Source organism: Arcicella rosea, assembly GCF_040543805.1.
Classification (GTDB): domain Bacteria; phylum Bacteroidota; class Bacteroidia; order Cytophagales; family Spirosomataceae; genus Arcicella; species Arcicella rosea.
In genome coordinates this window covers 227,998-252,867 of record NZ_JBEUMS010000001.1, presented here as the reverse complement: position 1 = coordinate 252,867, position 24,870 = coordinate 227,998, and the positions used below count along the sequence as shown (strand labels likewise).

The window sequence follows — 24,870 nt, the reverse complement described above, 5'->3', positions numbered from 1 at the left end:
TGGCTTCGCAAAACGAAGCCATTTTTTATGGAAATTTATTTTAAAAAGCATCAAAAATGCTCAAATCCAGGCGAAGTAACGTTGATTAACGTACCCGATTTCATCATTAATTTTACACCATCTACATCGTTAGTCATATAACCCAAGAAACTTATATCAGACATGTTTTTGATGGTTTCAAAATCTTCTTGTTTTACTGTAAAAAGTAATTCATAATCTTCTCCGCCATTCAATGCAGCCGTCATCGGGCTAAAGTTTAATTCAGTTGCTACTAAATAAGTTTGGTCGTCGATTGGAATTTTATCTTCAAAAATAACCGCACCAGTACCAGAATTTTTACAAAGATGTAATATTTCAGAAGCCAATCCATCTGAAATGTCAATCATTGAAGTAGGAATTACGCCTAAATCACGCAATTCATAAATTACATCCATTCTGGCATTCGGTTTCAATTGGCGTTCTATCACATAATCTTTATCTTTATCCAATTGAGGTTGCATATCAGGGTTTGCCAAAAATACTTGTTTTTCTCTTTCAAGCGTTTGTAAACCAATGTAAGCAGCACCTAAATCTCCCGAAACACAAATAATGTCATTCGTATTAGCAGTATTTCTTCGAACGATATTTTTCTTTTCCGCAGTACCCAAAGCAGTAATTGAAATCACCAAACCAGAGCGTGAAGCCGAAGTATCACCACCTACTAAATCTACTTTATATTCATCACAAGCAATCTTGATACCTTCATATAATTCTTCAATGGCTTCTACCGAAAAACGATTACTCAAGCCCAAACTTACCGTAATCTGTTTAGGAATAGCATTCATCGCAGCAATATCAGAAACATTTACGGCAACAGCCTTGTAACCTAAATGTTTGAGAGGAGTATAAGCTAAATCGAAATGGATGCCTTCCATCAAAAGGTCGGTAGAAATTACCAATTCTTTTCCAGCAGTATCGATGATGGCTGCATCATCGCCAATTCCCTTGATGGTTTCTGGATTAATGGTTTGAAATTTCGAATCGATTAACTTTATCAAGCCAAATTCTCCGATTGTACTTAATTCTGTTCTTGTTTCCATAATACAAAGTTACGTTTGATTTTGTGATTGAGAGAATCGATGGATTGATATTTTATGGAAAAGAAAAAAGCCATCCTATTAGAGATGGCTTCGTGGTAATAATTTATGTTTGGTTTAAGGATTTACTAATTGTAAATTAACAATAGAATTACTTGCTTTAATGTCTGGTTGTAAAGACTCAAGTGTTACTGCTGAACCAGTTCCATCAATTGTAACGATTGTAAATTCAATTGTTCCAGTAGTTCCAGTTGGATTCGCTCCTGCTGAAGTTTTTAATCCAGTTAAACTTAAAGTTTTGTCTGTATTTGTCAATGCCCAAGTACCCGTGAATGTAGTATTATCTTTCGCCGTTAATGTAGCCGACTTTGTACTACTTAAACTTAATTTGTAGTTAGAATAACCAGAAGCAATGTTTGTTGCTTTAGTTTTGTTGTAAACTTCAACACCACCTTCTTTTGCAATGCTAACGGTAAAAGTTTTTGTCAACTTTTCTGTTAAAGTTGGTTCAGGTGCATCTTTTCCACAACTGCTTAGTATTAAAACAAAGGCAAAGAGAATAGGGAGGGATAGAATTAGTTTTTTCATTATCTGTTAGATTTTATTTTTGAGGGATAAAAATGATAAAATAAATTGAGTTCAACAAATTTGATACAATATATAAAAAATAATTATGCTAAAAAAATACACAAAATCTCAATTGGCTTTAAGGAACGGTCAAGATCGTGACGAAATCTGGATTGCCTTCAAAGGGATTATTTATGATGTTAGTAATTCCAGACTTTGGCGTAATGGTAAGCATTATGAACATTGGGCTGGTCAAGATTTAACCGATGAACTAAAAGACGCTCCACATACCGACAAAGTTTTTGAAAAATTTATAGTTGTGGGTGAGTTAGTATCTAATAATTCTTGATTTCTTTAAACTTATAGACACAACTTGGTAATTTTTGGTTGCATTATTTTACAACACTTATTTTAACCACAGATTTTTGTTCGCCTGAAACCACTTGTAAAAAGTATATGCCAGAAGATAAACCTTTGAGGTCAACTTCTCCTGCGAATGAGTTATTTTGAAGTTCAAGCTTTTGATTATGAACAGATAATCCATCAATACCAATTAGTTGTAGTTCAGCTACTCTGCCATTTTTTAAATTGGAATAGTCTATTTTTAATACTCCATTATTATTGGGGTTTGGATAAGCATTTAAATATGAGGTTTGAAAAGGGTTATCAGATGATAAAATACTTACTTCAACTGGCTTTGAAAACTCTGAACAGAAATTTGAGTCACTTACACGTACACTGTATGTTCCGGAGCTAGTTGGAAAGAAGGTCGTGCTAGTAAAGTTTTTTATTTCATTATTTCCTCTAAACCAAGAAAACAGTACAGGTTGTGTTGTACTTGTGGCAATTAGACGACCCTCATTGTTACTCCAAGTTAAGTTTGGAACATTCGGTTTGGGATTAATCATAAGCGTATTTGAAGTAGCTAAAACTTGTTGCTCATATTTAAGTAGAGTATTGCCAGTGCCTACTGCCCACCCGTTTTGAGTATTTGAAAAAAACAGTCCATTTAAGGTTTTAGAGCTATTATATTGTTGAGTTTCCCAATTAATCCCACCATCAATGGTTTTTAACAACAATCCACGCTCACCTGTTATCCATCCAGTTTTATTATCTGTAAAAATAATAGACTTTAATGTTTGGTTTTCTACCTCAAAGTCTGTCCAAGTAATTCCACCATCAGTAGTTTTTAATATAAGATTAGGATATTTAAGAACCCAGCCATTTTTTGCATCATTGAACCATACAGATCTAAATTCGCCATTTTTATGTTTCTCGTCAATACTGAGCTTGGTCCATGTTTCGCCACCGTCATGAGTTTTAACAATATTACCAGGATTACCAACTGCCCAACCATTTTTTGAATCAGAAAAGAAAACAGACTCTAAATGTTGATTAGAATCGAGAGTGGTTTTTACTTTATTCCAAGTAAGACCTCCATCTTTAGTATTATAAATAGTATTTTTATACCCAACAACAAAACCATTTTTAGCATCATTAAAAAACATTGCATTGATAAATTCTAAATAAATAGTTTTGGGATATATAGTGTGATTTGTCCAAGTATTTCCACCATCAACAGTTCTCAATACACTACCTTGACTTCCTTGAACGCCACCTTTGATTAAAGCCCATCCAGTATTTTCATCAACAAATTTCACTTTAAAGATAGTATTATTAACGCCAGAATTTTGCTTTTTCCAAGTGACACCACCATCAATGGTTTTTTCAATTAATCCATAATTTCCTACTTTGTAGCCAATAGAGGAATTTACAAAATTAATATCAAATAACCATTGTGTATTTCCTCTAAGTATTTTCCAGTTAAGTCCACTGTCTGTAGTATTAATAATTGTTCCTTCATTACCAACAGACCATATATTGTTTTTACCAAATAAAAAGTAAATACTTATCGGTGTATTCAAGTCTATACTCTTTTTTATCCAAGTATTTCCTCCATCGGATGTTTGTAGATATTCACTTCCATAAGTAAAGGCAAAACCATTTTTAGCGTCACTAAATTGAATTTTGTTGAAAAAAAGGTTATCATTAATACCTTTTTTTCTTGTCCAACTTAAACCTCCATTTGATGTAGTAACCATTATACCATTTGATCCGACTGCCCATCCATTATTTTTATCTGTAAAAGATATTGAAAGGAAAAAACCAAATTCTTGGGGTACATTAAAAGGTTTATCACCATTAAGATAATAACTTTCTTTCCAAGTAGCACCACCATCTGTTGTTTTATAAATACTGCCAAAATAATCTGCTATCCAACCTGTTTGAGCATCAGTAAAAAAAATAGCATACACACTTACATAAGGTGAGGATTGAGGTAGAGATGTCCATGTCTCCCCACCATTAGTAGTTTTTAACAATAATTCACTTCCTAAAATCCATCCAACTTTAGAATTAAGGAAAAAAATATTTTCAAAATATCTATTATAATTCCAAGTTTTAGGAGCTTTTCTCCAATTTGCCCCCCCATCATTGGTTGTTAATATCTCTCCTACCATACCAACTATCCATCCGTTTTGTTCGTCAATAAAGAAAACACGACGAAGTGTCTCAGTCGTGTTTGATATTTGGCTTTCCCAAGAAATTCCGCCATTTAAGGTTTTAATAATAGTTCCATTATTACCTATGGCATAGCCAATTTTTTCATTTACAAAAAAAACATCTAATAGATGATCAAAGTCTTCAGTTGGACTTTTTCTGACCCAGTTATTAGTACCACTCACTGCTTTTACAGAATAACTCCCTGAAGCTGAAGTTTGGTAAGTTTTTGCATTAGCATTTAGAATGTCAATGCCATTTTTTTGCCATTGGATTGAGGCATTAGTCGGAATACCTGTCGCATCAAAAATAATATTTGTCCCTTCACAAAGATTTGCAGAATTTGTCGCAATTTTGAGTTGAGCAGAAAGTTTCCATGAGGAAATAAGAAGTACAAACAGTAGTAGATTTTTTTTCATTTTAATAAAGGTGCCTCTCACCTCTTAATCGAAGGCGTTTGATTTTTTTGTTGTATAATTGTGTCTCAGAGGTGTCAAACACATCTATAAAAGTAATATAATTTCTTTTTTTTTTACAAAATATTATTTGATTTATAATGATTTTAATCGCAGAAAGTGGCTCAAGTAAAACAGATTGGCGAATGATTTCTCCAAACGGAGAAGTTTCCCAAGCCAAAACAATTGGGCTAAATCCATATTATCAAACTACTGATTCAATTATTGAAGAATTACAAAAAAACTTATTACCATCACTCAACAATCAAGCAGTTTCTGAAGTTTTTTATTATGGAACGGGTGTCACAAATGAAGAAAAAGCTGAAATTATTCGCTTGGCTTTCAAAACGATTTTTCCAACAATAAAAAAGATAGAAGTACAGAGTGATATGTTGGCGGCGGCTCGTGCTTTGTGTGGTCGTGAGGCTGGCATTGCCTGTATTTTAGGAACTGGTTCTAATTCTTGCTTTTATGATGGTAAAGATATTACTTTTCAAGTACCACCTTTAGGTTTTTGGTTGGGAGATGAAGGAAGCGGAGGTTACCTTGGCAAACAATTAGTATTAAGTTATTTGCACAAAGAAATGCCTATTGATATTCGTGAAAAATTCGAAAAGCGTTTTGGTGCGAAAGACCGTCTGGAAATTTTAGATAATGCTTATCAAAAACCTTTTCCTAATCGTTACTTTGCTTCTTTTTCAAAATTTATTTTTGATAATCGCAATCATCCATTTACGTTTGGCTTAGTTAAAAGTGCATTTGATTTATTTTTTGAAAAATATTTATTAAAGTATCCAGATTACCAACAGTATAAAATTCATTTCACAGGTTCTGTCGCATTTTATTACTCTGATATTCTAAGAAGAGTAGCCATCGAAAAAGGCTTTAGTGTTGGAGTGATTATGGAAAGTCCGATTGCTGGTTTGACTTTGTTTCACAAATCACAATTAGCCTAAATTGAATGAGCTATATTACGTTTTATACTTTTGTTTGTTTAAAACCTACTCAACTGCTTGCTAATTCGTTTTTTGTATTAATTTTTAGATAAAGAATTATATTTTTGGTAGATTTTTGTCAAGCTTTGCCCATTGAATTGTAAATTAGGAAATGCTTTGAGTGATAGGGTACAATTAAATAAAGAGAATAATGTCATGGTAAATTACGATAGAAATTTAGGCACAAAACAGAAGGCTCTTCGCATCAATCTCGACCGCCGAATTTATGGCTCTTTTGCTGAAATCGGGGCTGGGCAAGATGTCGCTGCTAATTTTTTTAAGTCGGGCGGAGCATCAGGAACGATTGCAAAAACTATTTCAGCTTATGATATGGCTTTCTCGGATGCCATTTATGGGGAAGAAGAATCTGGGCGTTATGTAGTAGAAGCCCGTTTGATGAAAATGCTTACTCGTGAGTATAAATTATTAAATGTACGTCTGACCGAAATGGCTTCTGAACGTACATTTTTTGCTTTTGCTGATACTGTTGCTGCGCTAAACTATCAAAAAAATAATGACCCACATGGGTGGATTGGCTTACGTTTTCAACTTGAACCAAATGGCGAACCAAACGATGTTGTCATTCACGTAAGAATGAAAGACAATGACAATGTTTTACAGCAACAAGCTTTAGGTGTTATTGGTGTAAACTTGATGTATGGTTGCTTCTATTATAATGCACAGCCTGAAATTTTGCTTCAATCTTTAATGGATGATTTATCGTCTGATAGAATTGAGATTGATATGATTCGTTTTCGTGGTCCAGACTTTAAAGGTGTGGACGACCGTTTGATGTCGCTTCACTTAGTAAAAAATGGTTTTACCAATGCCGCACTTTTCGGACCAGACGGAAATGTAATGCAGCCTTCAGAAGCCTTCTATAAAAAACATATTGTGGCAGTACGTGGACGTTTTAGACCTGTTACGAATGTATCTTTAGACATGATTAAAACGGGTTTGAAACAGTTTGAAGCCGAACCAGACGTTGATGACGATAAAGTAGTTTTATTAGCTGAACTTACTTTGAAGAATTTACAAGCAGGTGGTGAACAAATCAATGAAAGAGATTTCCTCGATCGTGTAGATATTTTATGTTCGCTAGGACATACCGTTTTGATTTCAAATTTTCATGAATATTATCGTTTGGTGCAATATCTATGTGGTTTTACCAAATTAAGAATGGGTCTGATTCTAGGAATGCCTAACCTTGATTATATTTTTGAAGAAAAGCATTATACCAATATTTCAGGGGGAATTCTTTCAGCTTTTTCTACCTTGTTTGCTCCTAAAATTAAATTGTATTTGCACCCAATGCTCAATGCAGATGGTGAAATTGTAACCACAAAGGAATTTACTCCTCCTTCGCACTTAAAAGGCTTGTTTCAATATTTGCAAGACAACGATAAATTTGCCGATATTAAAAATTACGATAAAGAACTACTCAAAATTAATACAGATGCGGTCTTGAAACTAATCCAATCTGGCGAATCTGGTTGGGAAGAGTTAGTGCCATCAGTCGTATCGAAATTAGTAAAAGGAAATTGCTTATTTGGTTATCCTTGCGAAGTAACGCCTGCTTGAGATACTAAAAAGACCTTTTGATAATATAATTCTCAAATCCTTTGCTATTAGGCGGTGACTTAAGTCGCCGCCTAATAGGAATTGTAGTTTTTATAACTTAATGGCTCTCACTACCTCTCTTTTACCCCATATTCCTACATGTTTTTCTACTTTAAATCCTGCTTGTTCCATTGCCCTTCTGACAATAGTTTTTGAACAATAAGTAGTCAGGAATCCTCCTTTTTTTAAGAAAGACGCAACATGAGTAAATGTTTCCACCGTCCAGAGTTCTGGTTGTGACGAAGGAGCGAAGGCATCGTAATAAACGACGTCAAATAGCTCGTCAGTTTTAAAATCTTGAAGCGTACTCTTTACTTTTTTGAGTGAAAAATTAGAAGAGATTTCAATGTTTTCTTCCCAGTTTACTGAATGAAGCTTTTGGAGTAAATCAGTTGCTGTGTCCGTCTGATAATTTAATAATTTGACATCTTCTTCAGAAATGGGAAATGGCTCAAGACTGGTATAATGTACTTTTAGCTGATTTTTTTCAGCTTCTCCAGCGGTTATTAAAGCATTTAATCCAGTACCAAAACCCAATTCCAGAATGCTAATTTCTTGTGTTTCCTGCATTTTCGCCAATAAACCCAATTCGATATATACTCTTTGGGTTTCGTCTAAAGCACCACGAACAGAATGATAAAATTGGTTAAACTCTGCACTGAATAAAGTAGTAAAACCGTCGTCAGTAATTCTTACTCTTTGCATTTTTATTGGGGACTTGAGGATTTAGGACTTGAAGACTATAGGATTTTGAGACTTTTAAGATTACTTAATAACAAAAGACTTGAAGATAGAAAGCCTAAAACCTTTTATCTTCAAGTCCTCAAGTCCAAAATCCTCAAATCTCAAATTAAAGCATTCCCACAAAATTATCAAACAAATAACGAGAATCGTGTGGACCTGGAGATGCTTCTGGGTGATGTTGTACCGAGAATGCAGGTTTATCTTTTCTTCTTAACCCTTCAACAGTTTTGTCGTTTAAGTTGATATGCGTTAATTCAACATTTTCATTTGCTTCCAACTCTTCCATTTTTACAGCAAAACCATGATTTTGAGAAGTGATTTCTGATAAACCAGTAATCAAATTCTTCACTGGGTGATTCAAACCACGGTGTCCGTTTTTCATTTTATAAGTAGAAAGACCAGACGCTTGTGCTAAAATTTGGTGACCTAAACAGATACCAAAAGTAGGGCTATCATTTTCTACAATTGCCTTAACAGTTTCAATGGCATAAGGCATCACTGCTGGGTCGCCAGGGCCATTCGAGATAAAGTATCCGTCTGGATTCCAAGCTTGCATTTCTGAATAAGAAGTTTTCGCTGGGAATACTTTCAAATAACAATCTCTATCAGTAAGATTACTTAAAATACTTTTCTTTACGCCTAAATCTAAAACAGCTACTTTGTGTTCTGCTTCTGGATTTCCCAAGAAATATGATTCTTGTGTACAGATTTGAGAAGATAACTCAAGTCCTTCCATTGGCGGTACTTTCGCTAATTCTTTTTTCAATTCTTCTACATCCAAAATCTCAGAAGAAATAATGCAGTTCATTACACCAACCTCACGGATATGACGAACAATTTGACGAGTATCAACGCCTGAAATACCAACGATTCCAGCTTTTTCGAAGTAGTCTTGTAAAGAACCATCAGCCGTTTTACGTGAATGAATTGGTGAGAATTCATTACAAACCATTCCAGAAATGGTTACAGTGCCAGATTCTTCTTCTAAATCGTTCACTACTCCATAGTTTCCGATATGAGAAGTTGTATTTACAATTACTTGTCCAAAATATGAAGGGTCAGTATAAATTTCCTGATAGCCAGTCATACCTGTATTGAAGCAAATTTCTCCGCCACTCGTCCCGATTTTTCCGAGAGCATTCCCTCTAAAAACTGTACCGTCTTCCAACAACAAAATAGCTGCTTGGCTTTGTGTTACTTTCATTTGATTGTTTCTTGGTTACTGAAAAAAGATTGTACTATAAAAAAGGAGGTCAATTAACTTGACCTCCTAATAAAAATATTTTTTAGAAACGATAACACAGCCTTTTTTTGAAGGTAAATCTTTGGACATTTTCCAAAAGTTACTCGTAAAAACTGCTTGTATCATCATTTGTTTCATTTCTGGTACAAAGATAGGGAATAAATGATTTTTGGACAAATCCAATATTCTTAATTTTGAATTAGATGAAAAATATATCGTAAATCATTTATTATAAGTGCAATAAAAAAGCACAAACTCCAATGAGCCTGTGCTTTTAATATAGTTTTTGTAATTGAGAACGAATCTACAATTACTATATACTAATTACAATACTGCTTCTGCCAATACCAAGATTTTGTTGTTCAATACTTCAACAACACCACCATCAATGATGAACTCTTGTTTGTCAGCCGCTAATGTTCCTTTTCCTAAAGTCGAAACGATAGGAGCGTGGTCTTTCAAGATTTGGAAAGAACCATCTGTACCCGGTAGCGTAACTACATCTACTTCGCCAGAGAACACTTTTTTGTCGGGAGTAATGATTTGTAAATTCATTTTTTTTCAGTTTATGAGTGTATGAGTTAAAAGTTTATGAGTAAGGTTTTACTCATAAACTCATTTACTCCTAAACTTTATTTCGATGCTTCTGCTACTAATCTTTCTCCTTTAGCAATTGCATCTTCGATGCTACCTACTAAGTTGAAAGCTGCTTCTGGCAAGTGGTCATAATCACCATCAATGATAGCGTTGAAGCCTTTGATAGTATCGTTAATATCAACTAATACTCCTTTTAAACCTGTAAATTGTTCAGCCACAAAGAATGGTTGTGACAAGAAACGTTGTACACGTCTAGCACGAGATACTACCAATTTATCGTCTTCAGATAATTCGTCCAAACCAAGGATGGCGATAATATCTTGTAATTCTTTATAACGTTGAAGAATCTCTTTAACACGTTGAGCAGTGTTATAGTGAACATCACCTAAAATGCTTGGAGATAAAATACGTGATGAAGAATCTAATGGATCCACCGCTGGATAGATACCTAATTCAGCAATCTTACGTGATAATACCGTTGTAGCATCTAAGTGAGTAAACGTAGTAGCAGGAGCAGGGTCAGTTAAGTCATCGGCAGGTACATAAACCGCTTGAACTGAAGTAATTGAACCTCTTTTTGTTGAAGTAATACGTTCTTGCATCGCACCCATTTCAGTAGCAAGCGTTGGTTGGTAACCTACCGCTGAAGGCATACGACCTAAAAGAGCCGATACTTCAGAACCTGCTTGTGTAAAACGGAAGATGTTATCGATAAAGAAAAGGATATCACGACCTTGGTCTTCTCCTTCTGCATCACGGAAATATTCAGCAACTGTCAAACCTGAAAGGGCAACTCTAGCACGTGCTCCTGGAGGCTCGTTCATTTGACCGAACACCAAAGTAGCTTGTGAACCTAAAAGAGCTTCTTCATCTACTTTAGATAAATCCCATTCTCCTTTTTCCATTGCGTGTTTGAAATCTTCACCGTAACGAATTACGTTTGATTCAATCATTTCACGCAATAAGTCGTTACCCTCACGAGTACGCTCACCAACACCAGCAAATACCGAAAGACCTTCGTAAGCTTTAGCGATGTTGTTGATAAGTTCCATAATTAATACAGTCTTACCTACACCAGCACCACCAAATAAACCAATTTTACCACCTTTTACATAAGGAGCAAGCAAGTCAATTACTTTGATACCTGTAAAAAGCACCTCAGTTGAAGTTGCCAATTCGTCATATTTTGGAGCAAGACGGTGGATTGGCATTGATTTGTTAGACTTAGGTTGAGGAATACCATCGATTGCCTCACCAACTACGTTGAAAAGACGTCCTTTGATACTGTCACCAGTTGGCATAGACATAGGTTGTCCTAAGTCTCTTACTTCCTGACCTCTTTGAAGTCCTTCTGTTCCTTCCATTGCAATGGTACGAACACGGTCTTCACCTAAATGTTGTTGTACTTCGAGAATAACTTTGGTGCCGTTGGCTTTTGTAACCTCCAAGGCATTCAAAATTGTGGGGAGATGAGAGTTAGCACCCTCGAAGCTCACGTCCACAACTGGTCCGATTACTTGCGTAACTTTCCCTGTATTGACTGCATTTGCCATTTGTATTGTGATTTTGTTATCTGATTGTCAAGTGATTACGTTTTTTATGTACTTAACGTAGTATTTCAGACTGCAAAACTACTTGGTAAAATTCAGATTAACAATTCTGTTTTTGGATTTTTACCATATTTTTTGCTTAAAAAGTATCGTTTTGTTGGATTGCTTTAAGAGTGACCCCAAAAAATACTTAGATTTTTGGGATTTTGGGGCAATTTTCCAAAAATCAAAATTCGAAAATATTTTTTCGCCTCAACACGATAAAGTTTTGATGTCCTTTTGTTTCTAGGGCTTTAAAAGTGAATCAAATATTTTTTACAAGATTCAGGATACTTTTATGAGGAGCTATATGCTTTGTTGAAGATGATAGACAACATTGACAAATTTCACAATGATACAATTTGTGATGAAATGATATTTAATAAAAAACCGCAATTTCCCGCAAAAAAGACGGAATATTCCCTGTTAAAATAGCAATGTTGGTACTTGGAATAGAAAAATTGCTACTTAAAACCGCAATATCCCGAAGTTTAGTAGGAATTTTCTTAGTTAAAACCGCAATTTCCCGTAAAAATATAGCAATGTTGGTATTTGGAGTAGCAACTTTCCTACTAAAAGAGACAAACTTTCCTCTTTTAGTAGGAAAGATGATGTAAAAAGGATAAAATTTTATCCTTTTAGTGGAAAATTTGAGATTCTCTTTTTCATGATGATATAAAAGAGTTGGTTTCGGAAAAACGATAGCTTGGGCTATCTATACTTTGTTCGCTAAGAAATAAGTTGATAGATTTCCAATCAAGTATAATAATTGCGAATTTTGTCTGTTGTACAAAGGCTAAATGCTTTATCAATCTTTCAAAAAGGCTTGTGCTTTATGCCAATTGCTTTTTAAATAACCATTATTTTACGCTACCAAAGGCTTAATTTATCATATCAATATGAATTCAATACAATTCTGGAAAAACTGGCAAAAAGCTTCTCGTCTGCTATATTTTTTCTCAATCAGTATTTTGTTGTTTACAGTGGTTGCATTTATTTTCTTTTATTTCAAAGGATTAGAAAATGTGGTGCATTGGAATATTTTAGCTGAATTAGGCGAAGTTCCTTTTGTGTTGGATTACTTTGATGTTGGGCAGGAAACACTTTCCTTTCCAAGTAAAACTTTCACAGTAACAGAACAATTCTTGGCTTCACCGATGGAAATAAACCTTATCGGGAATTATATTTTTCTATCACTCTTTGTCTTTGCCTTTGTTTTAATGCTCTCAGCACTTTCGTCGCTGGCTCGTTTTTGGTATTTGTTGTCGATGGGGCTTGTTATTTTACTCTTGGTTACGTTCAACCTTGAATTATTGTATAATTCCAGTAACAGATATTTTACGATGGCTTTGATTGTACTCTATGCAGGTCTCAGTTATTTCTTCCATGCTTTTCGTCCAGATATTAATATTTTCAAAAGGTTTTTATCTTTCTTTTTAATAAGCATCTTACTCATTTTTGTGATTCTTTACAGCACAAAAGTGAATACGCCTTTTTTGTTATTAGCGAGTTATAGAACTGCGGGAGCGATGATATTGAGTGTGGTTTTTATTTTTATGATTGCTTATGAAATCGTTCAAGGTTTTTTGGTACTGACAACCTCTTCAAAAAGTCCACAGGCATTAAAGAATTTCTTATTGATTTCTTTGATTTATTTAGCCAATGTATTGCTTGTTTTTTTACATAACAACAAAGTAATTGACTGGGAAATGATTTACATCAGCCCATTTGTCTTATTAATTACCTCTACATTTTTAGGCATTTGGGGTTTCAAAAAACGATTGGAGGGAAACAAGCAAATTGTCGACTTTGAAGATGCTGGTTCGTTTATTTATTTGGGATTAGCTATTGTTACCTTAGCCACTTGCGGGCAAGCCTTTGCCACTGGCAACGACCCCATGATAGAAGTATTAGAAGATGCAATTACTTACACGCATTTGGCGATGGGATTGGTGTTTTTAATCTATGTCTTAGTGAATTTCTTGCCGCTTTTCAAGCAAGGTTTTGAAGTACACAAAGTAGTTTTTAAACCCATAAACTTACCGATTTGGACAGCCAGAGTATTGTCAATTATTATCATTGCTGCTTTATTAGTGTTGAAAAATTTCTTTACATTTCAGCAAGCAAATGCTGCATATTATAATGCTTTGGGCGATTATTATGCTTTTGACAAACAATATAGAGTGGCAGAATCGGAGTACCAAATGGCTTTGGCTTACGAATATCGCAATCATAAAAGTAATTATGCTTTGGCTTCTTTGGCATTATGGCAAAACGATAATGAACGAGCAGCATTGTACTTCAAAAAAGCTTTGGCTAAAAATCCATCAGTCTTTGCTTATGAAGGACTGAGCCGTTCTTTTTATGATGGCGAGCATTTTTTTGATGCCATGTTTACCTTGAAAGAAGGTTTAGCCAAATTCCCGACAAGTGGAGAATTGCAGAATAATTTGGCTTACCTATTCAACAAATCGAATGTGGTAGATTCAACTGTTTTATATTATGAAATGGCAGTGAAAAATGCTAGAAAGTCAGAAGTACCCGCAAGTAATTTGTTAGCATTTTGGGCAATGAATGGAAAAGAACAAACCATTCAGGAATTGTTAGAAAAGCCAGAGAATATCACGTACAGTTCATACCAAGCTAATGTGCTTGCCCTGAAAAATGTATTGAAAAATAAAAAAGTAATCGCTTCCGAAGAAATCACCAAAATAGATTTACCCAAAGATTCTGTACTAAGTAATATCGCTGATTTCGCAAGATTGTACAATCAAGCACTTTATCAGAAAGCAAAAGGAGAAATTTTGCCATTGAGAAGATTGTCGGAACTAGATGAAAATCAAGCAGATATTGAAGATTTACTTTTTGCAGATATTGTTCAAGAATATTATAAAGGAGATAAAGTAATAACTTTTCAAACGCTACAAGCTTGGTCGCTAGGCGATTCTACCGATAAAAAAGGTAAGTATTATCAATTGTTATTGAATACTTTATTAAAGAAAGAAGCAACAGAAAAAGTAGATATTTCAAGCATCAAAAATATTGCTGTAGATGGTTTGAAACAACATCCTGTTAATGAAGAAGTACTGACGAAAGCCATTGAAATACTCAACCAACAAAAGCAAGAAGATAAAGCTTATGAAGCTAGTTTGAATGCCATTGCTTGGCGAAAAGATTCTCCAGTGCTATATCAATTATACATCCTTCAAGCTTTAAAAGTTGGGATGAAAGATTATGCTGTAGATGGAATGAAGATACTTCAAAAATTATCCCCAACCGACTATCAGCGTTTTCTACCAACCTATCAAGCTAAATTAGCTTCTATCGAAAAGGCAAGTGCTGGTTTTCAGTAAATTATTAAGTTTGTTTATTAAGAATAATTTTATGGACATGAGCGAGCAACTAACCTTCTCTAAAGATTTTTGGAGTTCCACTTACGAAGTCAAAGATGGCGCTCAAGTACTTGTTAAAACAGAAAAGAAATCTATTTGGTCTTATGACTCAAATGTAAGGATTGGAGATAAAGAATATTTTTTTGATGTAACAGGATTACTATCCGATACTGTGATTATCTACGAAGATAAAGACAAAGTAATAGGAAGAATTAACATCAATTTTTGGAATACAGAAGCCTATATTCTATTAGAAAACGAAGGAAAGTTTTTCTTCAAACAGATAGGTTTAATTGCTAATGAATGGGAACTCCATAATGAAGAAGGTTTAATGATTCATTTTTCAAAAAGCTTGTTTACCAATGATGGAACAATAAAAATCTATCATGAGAATAACAAATGCTTAGCCATCGGAATCTTTCTCATTTCAATATATCAACAAAAGAGTAATAATTCATAAATGATTTATCATTTTGAAGAAATACATAAAATATGAGCCTCTAAGCTCAACTGATCAAAACTTTATAGTTAAGGAAATAATATGAAAATCATCGAAACTAGCCACATCTCCAGACGTTACGTAATGGGTGAAGAAGTAATTCAAGCTTTAAAAGATGTAAGTATCGCAGTCAGCAAAGGTGAATATGTAGCTTTTATGGGACCATCGGGTTCTGGGAAGTCAACATTAATGAATATCATCGGCTGTTTGGATACTCCATCAACAGGGAGGTATATTCTGAACAATCAAGACGTAAGTGAAATGTCTGAAAATGAATTGGCAACGGTTCGTAACAAAGAAATTGGTTTTGTATTCCAAACCTTCAATTTATTACCACGTCAATCTTCTTTAGAAAATGTTGCTTTGCCGTTGATTTATGCAGGTTACAATAAAGCAGACCGAATAGAAAAAGCCATGTTGGCTTTAAAAGGAGTAGGTTTGGAAAATAGAGCTGGACATAAACCAAATGAGCTTTCAGGTGGTCAGCGTCAGCGTGTAGCAATTGCCAGAGCTTTAGTGAATGACCCTTCGATACTTTTAGCCGATGAACCTACAGGTAACTTAGATTCTAAGACTTCTTATGAAATTATGGATTTGTTCGACCAGCTTTATTCTAAAGGAAACACCATTGTAATGGTAACGCACGAAGATGATATTGCGCAATACGCCCATAGAATTGTAAGATTACGAGATGGATTGGTAGAATCTGATAAGATAAATACCAATGTTAAGAAGGCAAAAGATTTAATGGCGGGTCTTCAAGGTCATTGAAATAAAATAATTTGAAAATAATTCACTTAGATAAGTGTCTGTTTATTAGTAGATTAAAAGTTTATTTGAAATAAATTTAAAATATTTTTCTTTTTTAATTCAGTAAACGCTTGTAGAATACAAAAAACTATCGTACCTTTGCAGTCCAATCAAATGGAAACAACACCGCAGGATGGAGCAGTAGGTAGCTCGTTGGGCTCATAACCCAAAGGTCACAGGTTCGAGTCCTGTTCCTGCTACAGAGAGAAGACGAGTCATACGGCTCGTCTTTTTATTTTAAAATTTATACAAATCGTTTTGTCATCCCGTAGGGAACTCGTTAGCCACTCCCCAAAACTATCTTGATTCCTTCCTCTACTGATTTTTCAGTAATTTTGACAAATAAACGAGGATAATAATGGAAACAATTAATCATAAAGCAGGCTTTGTCAGTATTGTCGGAAAACCAAACGTTGGAAAATCTACTTTGATGAACGTTTTGGTAGGAGAACGCCTTTCAATTATTACTTCAAAGGCACAAACCACTCGCCATCGAATTATGGGTATCTTGAATGGTACGCATAAAGGAACTGATTTTCAATTGGTTTACTCTGATACGCCCGGAATTATTCTTCCAAAATATGAGTTACATAAATCAATGATGACATTCGTGCATAGTTCTTTGGAAGATGCCGATGTAATTTTGTTTGTAACGGATATTTTTGAAAAGTACGACGAAGATGATGTTATCAATAAATTAGCAAGGATTGACCATGTTCCTGTGTTGTTGTTAATCAATAAAATTGATTTAGCAACCGAAGAACAAGTACAAGAAAAAATTGCGCATTGGCGTGAACGTTTTCCAACACAGGCCATCATTCCAATTTCGGCTTTGAAAGAAGAAAACATTGGTCAGATTTTTGACTCTATCGTTGAACAATTACCACTTCACCCACCGTATTTTGATAAAGAAGAATTAACGGATAAACCCGAACGATTTTTTGCCTCGGAAATTTTAAGAGAAAAAATCTTCTTGAATTATAAAAAAGAGATTCCTTATTCTTGCGAGGTTGTTATTGTTTCTTTCAAAGAAGAGGATAATCTTATCAGAATCTCGGCAGAAATTTATGTGGAAAGAGTAACACAAAGAGCGATTCTGATTGGTCATAAAGGAGAATCTATCAAAAAAGTAGGTACTCAGGCACGTGAAGCAATGGAGAAATTCTTTGGTAAAAAAGTGTTCTTGGAACAATTTATCAAAGTAGAACCAGACTGGCGTTCGAAAGCACAAAAAGTAAAGTCATTTGGTTATAGTCAAGACTAATGAATTTGAAAATTTGAAAGTGTGTTAATTTGAAAATAATTTTTAAAATATAATTAACTCAAAGCTGAAAGCTCACTGCTGATAGCTATATCTACCCCTAATTTTTAACAGTATATTATAATCTTTAACGTTGAGGTGCTTGTTAAGCCAAGATTGAACGACTGATTTTCAGGAAATTAATCATATAAGGTACGCAGGGAACAGCTCAAAAAATCAAAAAATGTCAAACATTGTTGCAATTGTAGGTCGCCCAAACGTGGGTAAATCTACGCTTTTTAATCGCCTTATCGAACAGAAAAAGGCAATTATGGATAACGTTTCAGGCGTTACTCGTGACCGTCACTATGGATATGGTGAGTGGATTGGTAAATTTTTCACCATTATTGATACTGGTGGATATGTGCATGGTTCTGATGATACTTTTGAAGGTGCCATCCGTGAACAAGTAGAATTGGCTATCGAAGAAGCAGACGTTTGTTTGTTTGTCGTAGATTGTTCTACTGGAGTAACCGATTTAGATAAAGACTTTGCTAAAGTGCTTCGTCGTTCTAAAAAACCTGTTTATATTGTAGCCAACAAAGCTGATACTTATGAAAAAGGAATGGAAGCGGTTGAGTTCTATGAATTAGGAATGGGCGAACCTTTTCCAATTGCTGCTGAAAGTGGTTCAGGAACAGGAGATTTATTAGATGCAGTTGTTAGCCATTTCCCAGAAGAAGGTATTGAAAATCCAAATGCTGGTATTCCGAAAATTGCAATTTTAGGGAAACCAAATGTAGGAAAATCATCTTTCTTAAACGCCCTTTTAGGTAAAGAAAGAAGTATTGTTACAGATATTGCTGGAACTACTCGTGATGCAATTGATAATCACTATACTTTATTCGGAAAAGATTTTATCATTACCGATACCGCTGGAATTCGTAGAAAAGCAAAAATTGATGACAATATCGAATATTATTCGATATTGCGTTCAATTAAAGCGATGGAAGAGTGTGATGTTGCGGTGATTATTGTTGATGCCACTACAATCGACGTACAAACTGGCTTACAAGCACAAGATATGAACATCGTATCGATGGCTGATAAAGCAAAAAAAGGGATTGTGTTGATGATTAATAAATGGGATTTGGTTGAAAAAGATTCAATGACTGCGAAGCGTATTGAAGATGCGGTACGTCAGAGAATGGCACCAATCAATTATATGCCAATTATCTTTACTTCAGTAAAAGATAAACAACGTATTTTCCAAGCTGTAGAAAAAGTACTGGAAGTGTATGAAAACAAAACCAGAAAAATTCCTACTTCTAAATTAAATGATGTAATGTTGAAAGTGATTGAAAACTATCCTCCACCAGCTTGGAAAGGAAAGTATATCAAAATCAAATACATGACTCAATTACCAACAAAAGCACCTTCTTTTGTAATGTTCTGTAATTTACCACAGTATATTCGTGAGTCTTATGAACGTTATTTAGAAAACCAAATGCGTGAGCATTTTGATTTTAATGGTGTGCCAATTCAGATTTTCTTTAGAAAAAAATAATTATCAATGAATATGATTTCAGCAAATTGGTTACTTCTCGCAATCAACCCACAAGGTATGAGATAAGTAGCTATTTGATAAAATATATTATTAAAAAGACCTTTCTCAGCGATGCGAAAGGTCTTTTGTTTTTTACCTCAATTTTTAATAAGCCATGAAGGAAATAAGTAGAGCGAAGTATTTTGTTGGAGTAATTTTAGTGTTGACTGGCGCAGTTTTATTTGCCGGAAAAGCCGTTTTGGTAAAGTATAATTATATACATTATCATGTGGATACCGTTTCATTATTAGCTTTAAGGATGCTGTTTTCAGCACCTTTTTACCTGATAATTTTATTTTTTCAACAGAAAAAAGAGGAACAAGTAAAGCTAACTGCTCGACAATGGTTTTGGATGTTTGCCATTGGTTTAGTGGGTTATTACTTAGCTTCGCTTTTTGACTTTTGTGGTTTAAATTATATTACAGCTAGTGTTGAGCGTCTAATCCTTTTTATCTATCCCACTATTGTGGTTGTGGTTTCTGCAATTTTCTTAAAAAAGCCTATTCATAAAATTCAATATGTGGCTTTGGTAATTACCTATTTAGGTGTTGCTTTAGCTTTTATTCCAGATTTAAAATTGGGCTTACAGAAAGATTTAGTAATTGGTAGTTTCTTGATTTTCTTAAGCGCTTTTACTTATGCTTTGTTTTTGGTAGGAAGTGGAGAAATGATTCAAAAGGTTGGAGCTTTGCGTTTTACATGTTATTCAATGTTGATTTCTACAGGCATGGTAATTATTCATTATTTAGCTTCAGTAGGTAAAGGGTTGTTGGCGTATGAAGCTGGAGCATATTGGTTGAGTCTTTCAATGGCAGTATTTTCAACCGTAATTCCTTCTTTTATGATTTCGGAGGGTATCAAACGAATTGGCTCAGGTAATGCTTCAATTATCGGGAGCATCGGGCCAGTCGCAACGATTATTATGGCGAATACTTTTCTTGAAGAACAAATATCAGCTTGGCAATTAACAGGCACATTCGTAGTACTGTTTGGAGTATTGATGATTTCTTGGAAGGGAAAGAAGTAATAGGAATTATGAGTGATGAGTTTTTGCGGTTAAGTATTGACATATTTCATTTTAGCGAAGGATTAGCTTTTTCTTTTCAGGGTATAAATTTTAGTTTATACCCTGAAGCTTTTAGTTTTTAATTACTTCCCGAAAAATGAAGTGTCTAATTTAGCAATACTTCCTTTTCCTCCAACTGCCCAAATACTATTTCCAAAAATACTAATGGCATGAAAAGGAGAAGTGTCAATCGCTTTCCACGACTTTCCAAAATCTTTTGAAAAACTTGTTCCAGATGGTCCAACGGCTATCAAGATTTTTTTCTTGTAAATTGCCACTCCTTCTTTTAATCCAGCTGGGTTTGTTTGTGGAGCATCCAGCCAAGTTTTACCTCCATCGTTTGTTATTAAAACATTGGGAATGGCTTTATTAATTTCTAAATAATCTCCCCCAACGGCAATACCATGAAGATTATCCCAAAACCTCAAACCAAATAATCCATTAGTTTTTCCTGCGGGCATTGAAGTATTGATTACTTCCCAGTTTTCACCTTGATTAATACTTTTAAATATTCTTGCATTTGAAGCACCGCCTGTACAGATATAAACATTATTCTTGCCAGAAACAATTAAACTTGTACCACTTGCCGCAAAGGCTGCTTCACCTTCTTGATTACTCGGAATATTTTCAAGATTGATAGGCAACCAAGTTTTACCACCGTCTTTGGTTTTAATAATAAAAAAGTGCCCATTAATTGGGTCGCTGAAAGCGATACCATTTTGTTTATCCCAGAAATCTATTCCGTCGAAAAATATACCTTTTTCAGATGTTTGATAAACAATATTCCATGTATTGCCACCATCTTCAGTTCTATAAATTTTGGCATGTCCTTGTTCCGCTTCTCCTGCGCTCATCAAAATAGCAGTATTTTCATCAAAGGCATGAACATCCCTGAAATCTAATTTTTCAGCTTCAGGTACTTGTTTTACTTGCCAATTTTTTCCTCCATCTGTTGTTTTAATGAAAGTTCCTTTTGAGCCTCCAATCCAAACTACTTTTTTAGAAATGGCATGTATCGCTCTAAAACTAGCATCTGTAGCAACGTTTTGTTTTATCCATTGAGCATAAGTATTTTGATGCAATAATAAGACGAATAAGTAAGTAATATATTTTAGGGTTGTCATTGATGAAATGATTTAAGAATGAAATACTAATGTACAAAATAGACATAAAAAAAGCCTTCCCAAAATAATTTGAGAAGGCTTTTCTTTATTTTTTACAACTATCTATTTACGATAATACGTTTAGTTAAATCAAAATCTCCAGCTTTAAAGCGAAGCATGTATTCTCCTTCATTATTATTTCTTAAATCGACAATTACTTTTCCTTTAATTGTTGGTAAAGTACTAGCGTAGATTTGTCTTCCAAGAAGGTCGTAAATCAAAATCTGAGGATTATCGTAGTCAGCTAATGTTTCGATTGTTAATAAACCATTACTTGGGTTTGGATAGATAGATAAGCCTTTGAAAATTGCTTCTTCGCTAAATGTAAATGCTTTAGAGAAATTAGAGAAACAAGCTAATTGCCCACCTGGTGCTGAAGCAATAGCAAATACTGTTTTAACTCTAGCACTGTAATCACCATATCTATTCGCTTTAATTACGCCTTCTTTAAATGCTAATACTTCTGAACCATATTTCCATTCATATTCATTTCCAGTAGGGAAATTAACGGCTTTCAAAGTATATGTACCATCTTTTTCAATACTTGCTGCCGAAGCATCAGGGTTATTTCTAACGATGATGTTTATTGGTGCTGATTTCGCAGAAATACAACCTGTTGTAGTATTCTTAGCTGTTGCAGTATATTCTCTTGAAATATCAATGAAAGTGCCTTGGCTATTAATAGAAGTAAGATTAAGTGTTTTACCTACTAAACCTGTACTCCAAGTTACTTCAAAATTACTAGTCGCTAATAGATTTACAGAGTTGATTTTGCTGTAATCTGCATTATCTCTCGAACAGAAAATCGTAAGTCCATCAGCTGCAATAGTTGGTGCATCTGGTACTGGTAAAGCAGTCGTTGTAACGATGTCTGACGAAGGAGACACACATCCACGAGGGTCAATTACTTTTACAGAGAATGTACCAGTTGTTTTTACAGTAATTGATTTAGTAACATCAGCACTACTCCAAAGATACTTTGTTACTTCACCATTTGGTAAATCAGAAGAAGTAATGATTACACTTTGGTCAGCACAAAATGCAAGGCTACTGCTAGACGTAATTGTTGGTTTTGCAGGTAAAGCATAAACTGTAACTTTTACTAAATCAGAAGCTGGAGATTTACAGTTGTTTGCATCAATTACTGCTACTGTTAAATCTTGAGAAGTTTTAATCGTGATAGCTTGAGTAGCTTCATTATTACTCCAAACATATTTAACATTTGGTGTTGAAGTCAAAGTAACTGCACCACCATCACAAAATGCTAAAACACCACTTGCTGTAATTACTGGTTTAGCAGGAAGAGCATTAACGATAACAGTTGTTGTATCAGATGATTTTGATACACACCCCTTTTCATCAGTAACTTTTAAAGCATATTTTCCAGAAGTTTTAATGTTGTCAATACTTCTAGTTGTAGCTCCTGTATTCCAAGTATAACTAAATCCTGAAGTTGAGGTAAGCATTACAACATCGCCATCACAAATAGTAGCATTCAGTTTTGAAGAACTAATAACTGGTTTTGCTGGTAATGCAAGCGCTGTTAAATTAACTGCATTAGAAATAGGAGATAAACATCCTAAAACGCTTTCAACACCAATGATTTGAATTGATGCAGTTTTGTTGAATGAATTGACGGTATTTGTAGTCCCTAAAGTATCTTGTTTAGCACCATTAATGAACCACTGGAATGACGTAGCAATAGCACTGCTTGTTGCTTTTAACGAAACAGTTTTATCTTCACAAAATTCTAAAGCACTTGCTGTGATTACAGGTTTAGTTGGAACCGGAACAGCTTTAAGTGAAACTGCTTCAGAAATTGGAGAAATACAATTTAGAACACCTTCAACAGCAATTACTTGAACCGAACCAGTTTGATAGAATTTATCAATATGACTGATTGTACCTAGATTATTATTTCTAACACCGTTTAAAAACCATTGATAGTTTTTGATGATTGATGAGCTATCCGTTTTAAGAGAAATACCTTTGTCTTCACAAAAATCTAAAGCACTTGCAGTAATAACAGGCTTTGCAGGAACTGGAATAGCTTTAAGTGAAACTGCTTCAGAAATTGGAGAAGGACAACTTAAAATGCCCTCAATAGCAATTACTTGAACCGAACCAGTTTGATAGAATTTATCAATATGACTAATCGTTCCTAAACTAGCTTGTTTAACACCATTTAAATACCAATCATAACTTTTTGTCACTTGAACACTGTCAGCTTTTAGCGAGATACCTTTATCCTCACAAAAATCTAAAGCACTTGCTGTAATGACAGGCTTAATTGGTACAGTAACAGCTTGTAAAGCAACTGGATCAGAAATTGGAGAAAGACAGCCAACTCTAGCTTCTACAGAAACAACTTGAATTGAACCAGTTTTTTGGAATTTCTCAATATGGCTAATAGTTCCCATGTTAGGTTGCCTAACACCATTCAAATACCATTGATAGCTCTTAATAAATTGAAGACTGTCTGTTTTAAGCGTAATACCATTGTCTTCACAGAAAGTAGTAGCTGATGCAGTAATTACTGGCTTTGGTAAAGAATAAAACTCAGCAAAAACTACTCCACTTGCATAAGCAGGAGCTTGAGGACAACTTGGAGAAACTACAGAAAGGTAGTAATAACCTGACAAAGTAGCTTTTAAGGTAGGTGTTCCAAAACCTTCTGTATTATGGTCTATAATATTAGGAGCCGAAGGAGTATTGTTTATTCCTAGTGTACGCTCCCAACGATATTCATAATTTGGATTAGTAATACTAGACTTTAACGTTATTTTCTCTCCATCACATGCAATACTTCTGTCAAGTGTGATAGTTGGAATTGTTGACGGAGCAGCTTGATATTGAACATTTACACTATTAGAAGGATCTCCAAAACCAAATCCATCATAACATTTAGCATAAACAGTAATGTTAGAAGTAATTTCTAAAAACTTAAGGTCACGACCTGGAGAGTCTAAGCCTAAATCGTTGTTGTTAGAATCATACCAATGTGTTTGACTAGAACCACATCCTGTTGCTCTCACAATAACTACACTAACAGGATCACCAATAGATTGATAACCACACCTATCAATACCAACGTATTCAACGACTGGCCGAGCAGGAATTACTGACTTCCCCGAAGTTTTTGTGGTACTTGTGTTCTCCTCTGAAGTTGAAGTAGAACCATTTGCCCAGACAACACCTAAAGACGCTATCACAAACAAAATGACTAAGAGTGTTCTTTGAGTAAGGTTGTTCATAATTAAAATATTTTTTTGGTAAAATTTTTAGGTTGAGATTTCAGAAAGTTTAAAGATTGATAGTGGCTTTGTACGAGGCAATTTACCTAATATATTCTAAATAAATGCTATGCCCTGTAAAGTATGGAGTAAAAATAAGACAGGACTGGCTTAAAACCATAAAAAAATCATTAAACTTTTTGATTTCGGGATTTTAAATTTTTCAGGAAATATTTTACAGTCTTATATGTCATAGATTTTCTAACTTGTTTTTGAAGAGTATTTTCTTTTATAAAGGCTGAAAATAACTCTAAAATGCCTTTAGCTCGTTATTTCGCTAGTTTTTCCAAATAAAAAATAAACATTTATTTACTTTAATTTATCAAAACATATACCTTTGTAATGTTATTAATAAT

18 protein-coding genes and 1 tRNA gene are annotated in these 24,870 nt (G+C 34.4%); 10 read left to right on the top strand and 9 right to left on the bottom strand.

The features are described 5' to 3' along the window. Positions 1-50: 50 nt before the first annotated feature. Together thiL and ABID42_RS01095 are read right to left on the bottom strand one after the other, a co-directional pair. Positions 51-1,079 (bottom strand): thiamine-phosphate kinase, encoded by a 1,029-nt coding sequence (gene thiL, locus ABID42_RS01100; protein ID WP_323256960.1) that lies wholly within the window; start codon positions 1,077-1,079, stop codon positions 51-53. Positions 1,080-1,193: 114 nt separating this feature from the next. Continuing rightward, positions 1,194-1,664 carry a hypothetical protein gene (locus ABID42_RS01095; RefSeq protein WP_323328166.1) on the bottom strand — a complete coding sequence of 157 codons (471 nt, stop codon included), beginning with the start codon at positions 1,662-1,664 and terminating at the stop codon, positions 1,194-1,196. A gap of 85 nt (positions 1,665-1,749) precedes the next feature. Between ABID42_RS01095 and ABID42_RS01090 the strand changes: the two genes are divergently transcribed. Continuing rightward, on the top strand, positions 1,750-1,992 hold the full coding sequence (locus ABID42_RS01090) for a cytochrome b5 domain-containing protein (RefSeq protein ID WP_367282103.1): 243 nt from the start codon (positions 1,750-1,752) through the stop codon (positions 1,990-1,992). Positions 1,993-2,035: 43 nt separating this feature from the next. Here ABID42_RS01090 and ABID42_RS01085 read toward each other — a convergent pair whose 3' ends face one another. Continuing rightward, a complete protein-coding gene (locus ABID42_RS01085; RefSeq protein ID WP_367282102.1) occupies positions 2,036-4,621 on the bottom strand; it encodes a YCF48-related protein in 2,586 nt (861 codons plus the stop codon). Positions 4,622-4,758: 137 nt separating this feature from the next. On the opposite strand from ABID42_RS01085, the gene ABID42_RS01080 reads away from it, so the two are divergent. Further along, a complete protein-coding gene (locus tag ABID42_RS01080) occupies positions 4,759-5,613 on the top strand; it encodes an N-acetylglucosamine kinase (RefSeq protein ID WP_367282101.1) in 855 nt (284 codons plus the stop codon). Between the two features lie 195 nt (positions 5,614-5,808). Further along, positions 5,809-7,233 carry a TonB-dependent receptor gene (locus ABID42_RS01075; RefSeq protein WP_323257253.1) on the top strand — a complete coding sequence of 475 codons (1,425 nt, stop codon included), beginning with the start codon at positions 5,809-5,811 and terminating at the stop codon, positions 7,231-7,233. Between the two features lie 90 nt (positions 7,234-7,323). On the opposite strand, the gene mnmC2 is transcribed toward ABID42_RS01075, so the two are convergent. The 4 genes from mnmC2 to atpD form a co-directional block, all read right to left on the bottom strand. Then, complete coding sequence (mnmC2, locus tag ABID42_RS01070; RefSeq protein ID WP_367282100.1) at positions 7,324-7,977, bottom strand: tRNA (5-methylaminomethyl-2-thiouridine)(34)-methyltransferase MnmC2; 654 nt, start codon at positions 7,975-7,977, stop codon at positions 7,324-7,326. Between the two features lie 145 nt (positions 7,978-8,122). Further along, complete coding sequence (carA, locus tag ABID42_RS01065; RefSeq protein ID WP_323328173.1) at positions 8,123-9,220, bottom strand: glutamine-hydrolyzing carbamoyl-phosphate synthase small subunit; 1,098 nt, start codon at positions 9,218-9,220, stop codon at positions 8,123-8,125. Positions 9,221-9,583: 363 nt separating this feature from the next. After that, a complete protein-coding gene (gene atpC, locus ABID42_RS01060) occupies positions 9,584-9,814 on the bottom strand; it encodes an ATP synthase F1 subunit epsilon (protein ID WP_309913518.1) in 231 nt (76 codons plus the stop codon). 77 nt (positions 9,815-9,891) lie between these two features. After that, the gene (gene atpD, locus ABID42_RS01055) at positions 9,892-11,409 is read right to left on the bottom strand and encodes a F0F1 ATP synthase subunit beta (RefSeq protein ID WP_323256947.1); all 1,518 of its coding nucleotides are present in this window, start codon (positions 11,407-11,409) and stop codon (positions 9,892-9,894) included. A gap of 935 nt (positions 11,410-12,344) precedes the next feature. Here atpD and ABID42_RS01050 point away from each other — a divergent pair. From ABID42_RS01050 to ABID42_RS01020, 7 genes are all read left to right on the top strand, one after another. Beyond that, complete coding sequence (locus ABID42_RS01050; protein ID WP_367282099.1) at positions 12,345-14,798, top strand: hypothetical protein; 2,454 nt, start codon at positions 12,345-12,347, stop codon at positions 14,796-14,798. Between the two features lie 37 nt (positions 14,799-14,835). Continuing rightward, entirely contained in the window at positions 14,836-15,297 is a 462-nt protein-coding gene (locus ABID42_RS01045) for a hypothetical protein (protein ID WP_367282098.1), read from the top strand. Between the two features lie 81 nt (positions 15,298-15,378). Further along, on the top strand, positions 15,379-16,107 hold the full coding sequence (locus tag ABID42_RS01040) for an ABC transporter ATP-binding protein (RefSeq protein ID WP_367282097.1): 729 nt from the start codon (positions 15,379-15,381) through the stop codon (positions 16,105-16,107). Positions 16,108-16,273: 166 nt separating this feature from the next. Further along, positions 16,274-16,346, top strand: a tRNA-Met gene (locus tag ABID42_RS01035). 158 nt (positions 16,347-16,504) lie between these two features. Continuing rightward, the gene (gene era / locus ABID42_RS01030; protein WP_323256939.1) at positions 16,505-17,410 is read left to right on the top strand and encodes a GTPase Era; all 906 of its coding nucleotides are present in this window, start codon (positions 16,505-16,507) and stop codon (positions 17,408-17,410) included. A gap of 220 nt (positions 17,411-17,630) precedes the next feature. Continuing rightward, positions 17,631-18,953, top strand: coding sequence for a ribosome biogenesis GTPase Der (der, locus tag ABID42_RS01025; protein ID WP_323256937.1), 1,323 nt, complete (start codon positions 17,631-17,633; stop codon positions 18,951-18,953). 154 nt (positions 18,954-19,107) lie between these two features. Continuing rightward, complete coding sequence (locus ABID42_RS01020; RefSeq protein WP_367282096.1) at positions 19,108-20,019, top strand: DMT family transporter; 912 nt, start codon at positions 19,108-19,110, stop codon at positions 20,017-20,019. A gap of 122 nt (positions 20,020-20,141) precedes the next feature. Here the strand turns inward: ABID42_RS01020 and ABID42_RS01015 are convergent, their stop codons facing one another. Both ABID42_RS01015 and ABID42_RS01010 read right to left on the bottom strand, forming a co-directional pair. Next, positions 20,142-21,182 (bottom strand): WD40/YVTN/BNR-like repeat-containing protein, encoded by a 1,041-nt coding sequence (locus ABID42_RS01015; RefSeq protein ID WP_367282095.1) that lies wholly within the window; start codon positions 21,180-21,182, stop codon positions 20,142-20,144. Positions 21,183-21,280: 98 nt separating this feature from the next. Then, on the bottom strand, positions 21,281-24,475 hold the full coding sequence (locus ABID42_RS01010; RefSeq protein WP_367282094.1) for a T9SS type A sorting domain-containing protein: 3,195 nt from the start codon (positions 24,473-24,475) through the stop codon (positions 21,281-21,283). Between the last annotated feature and the right edge of the window lie 395 nt (positions 24,476-24,870).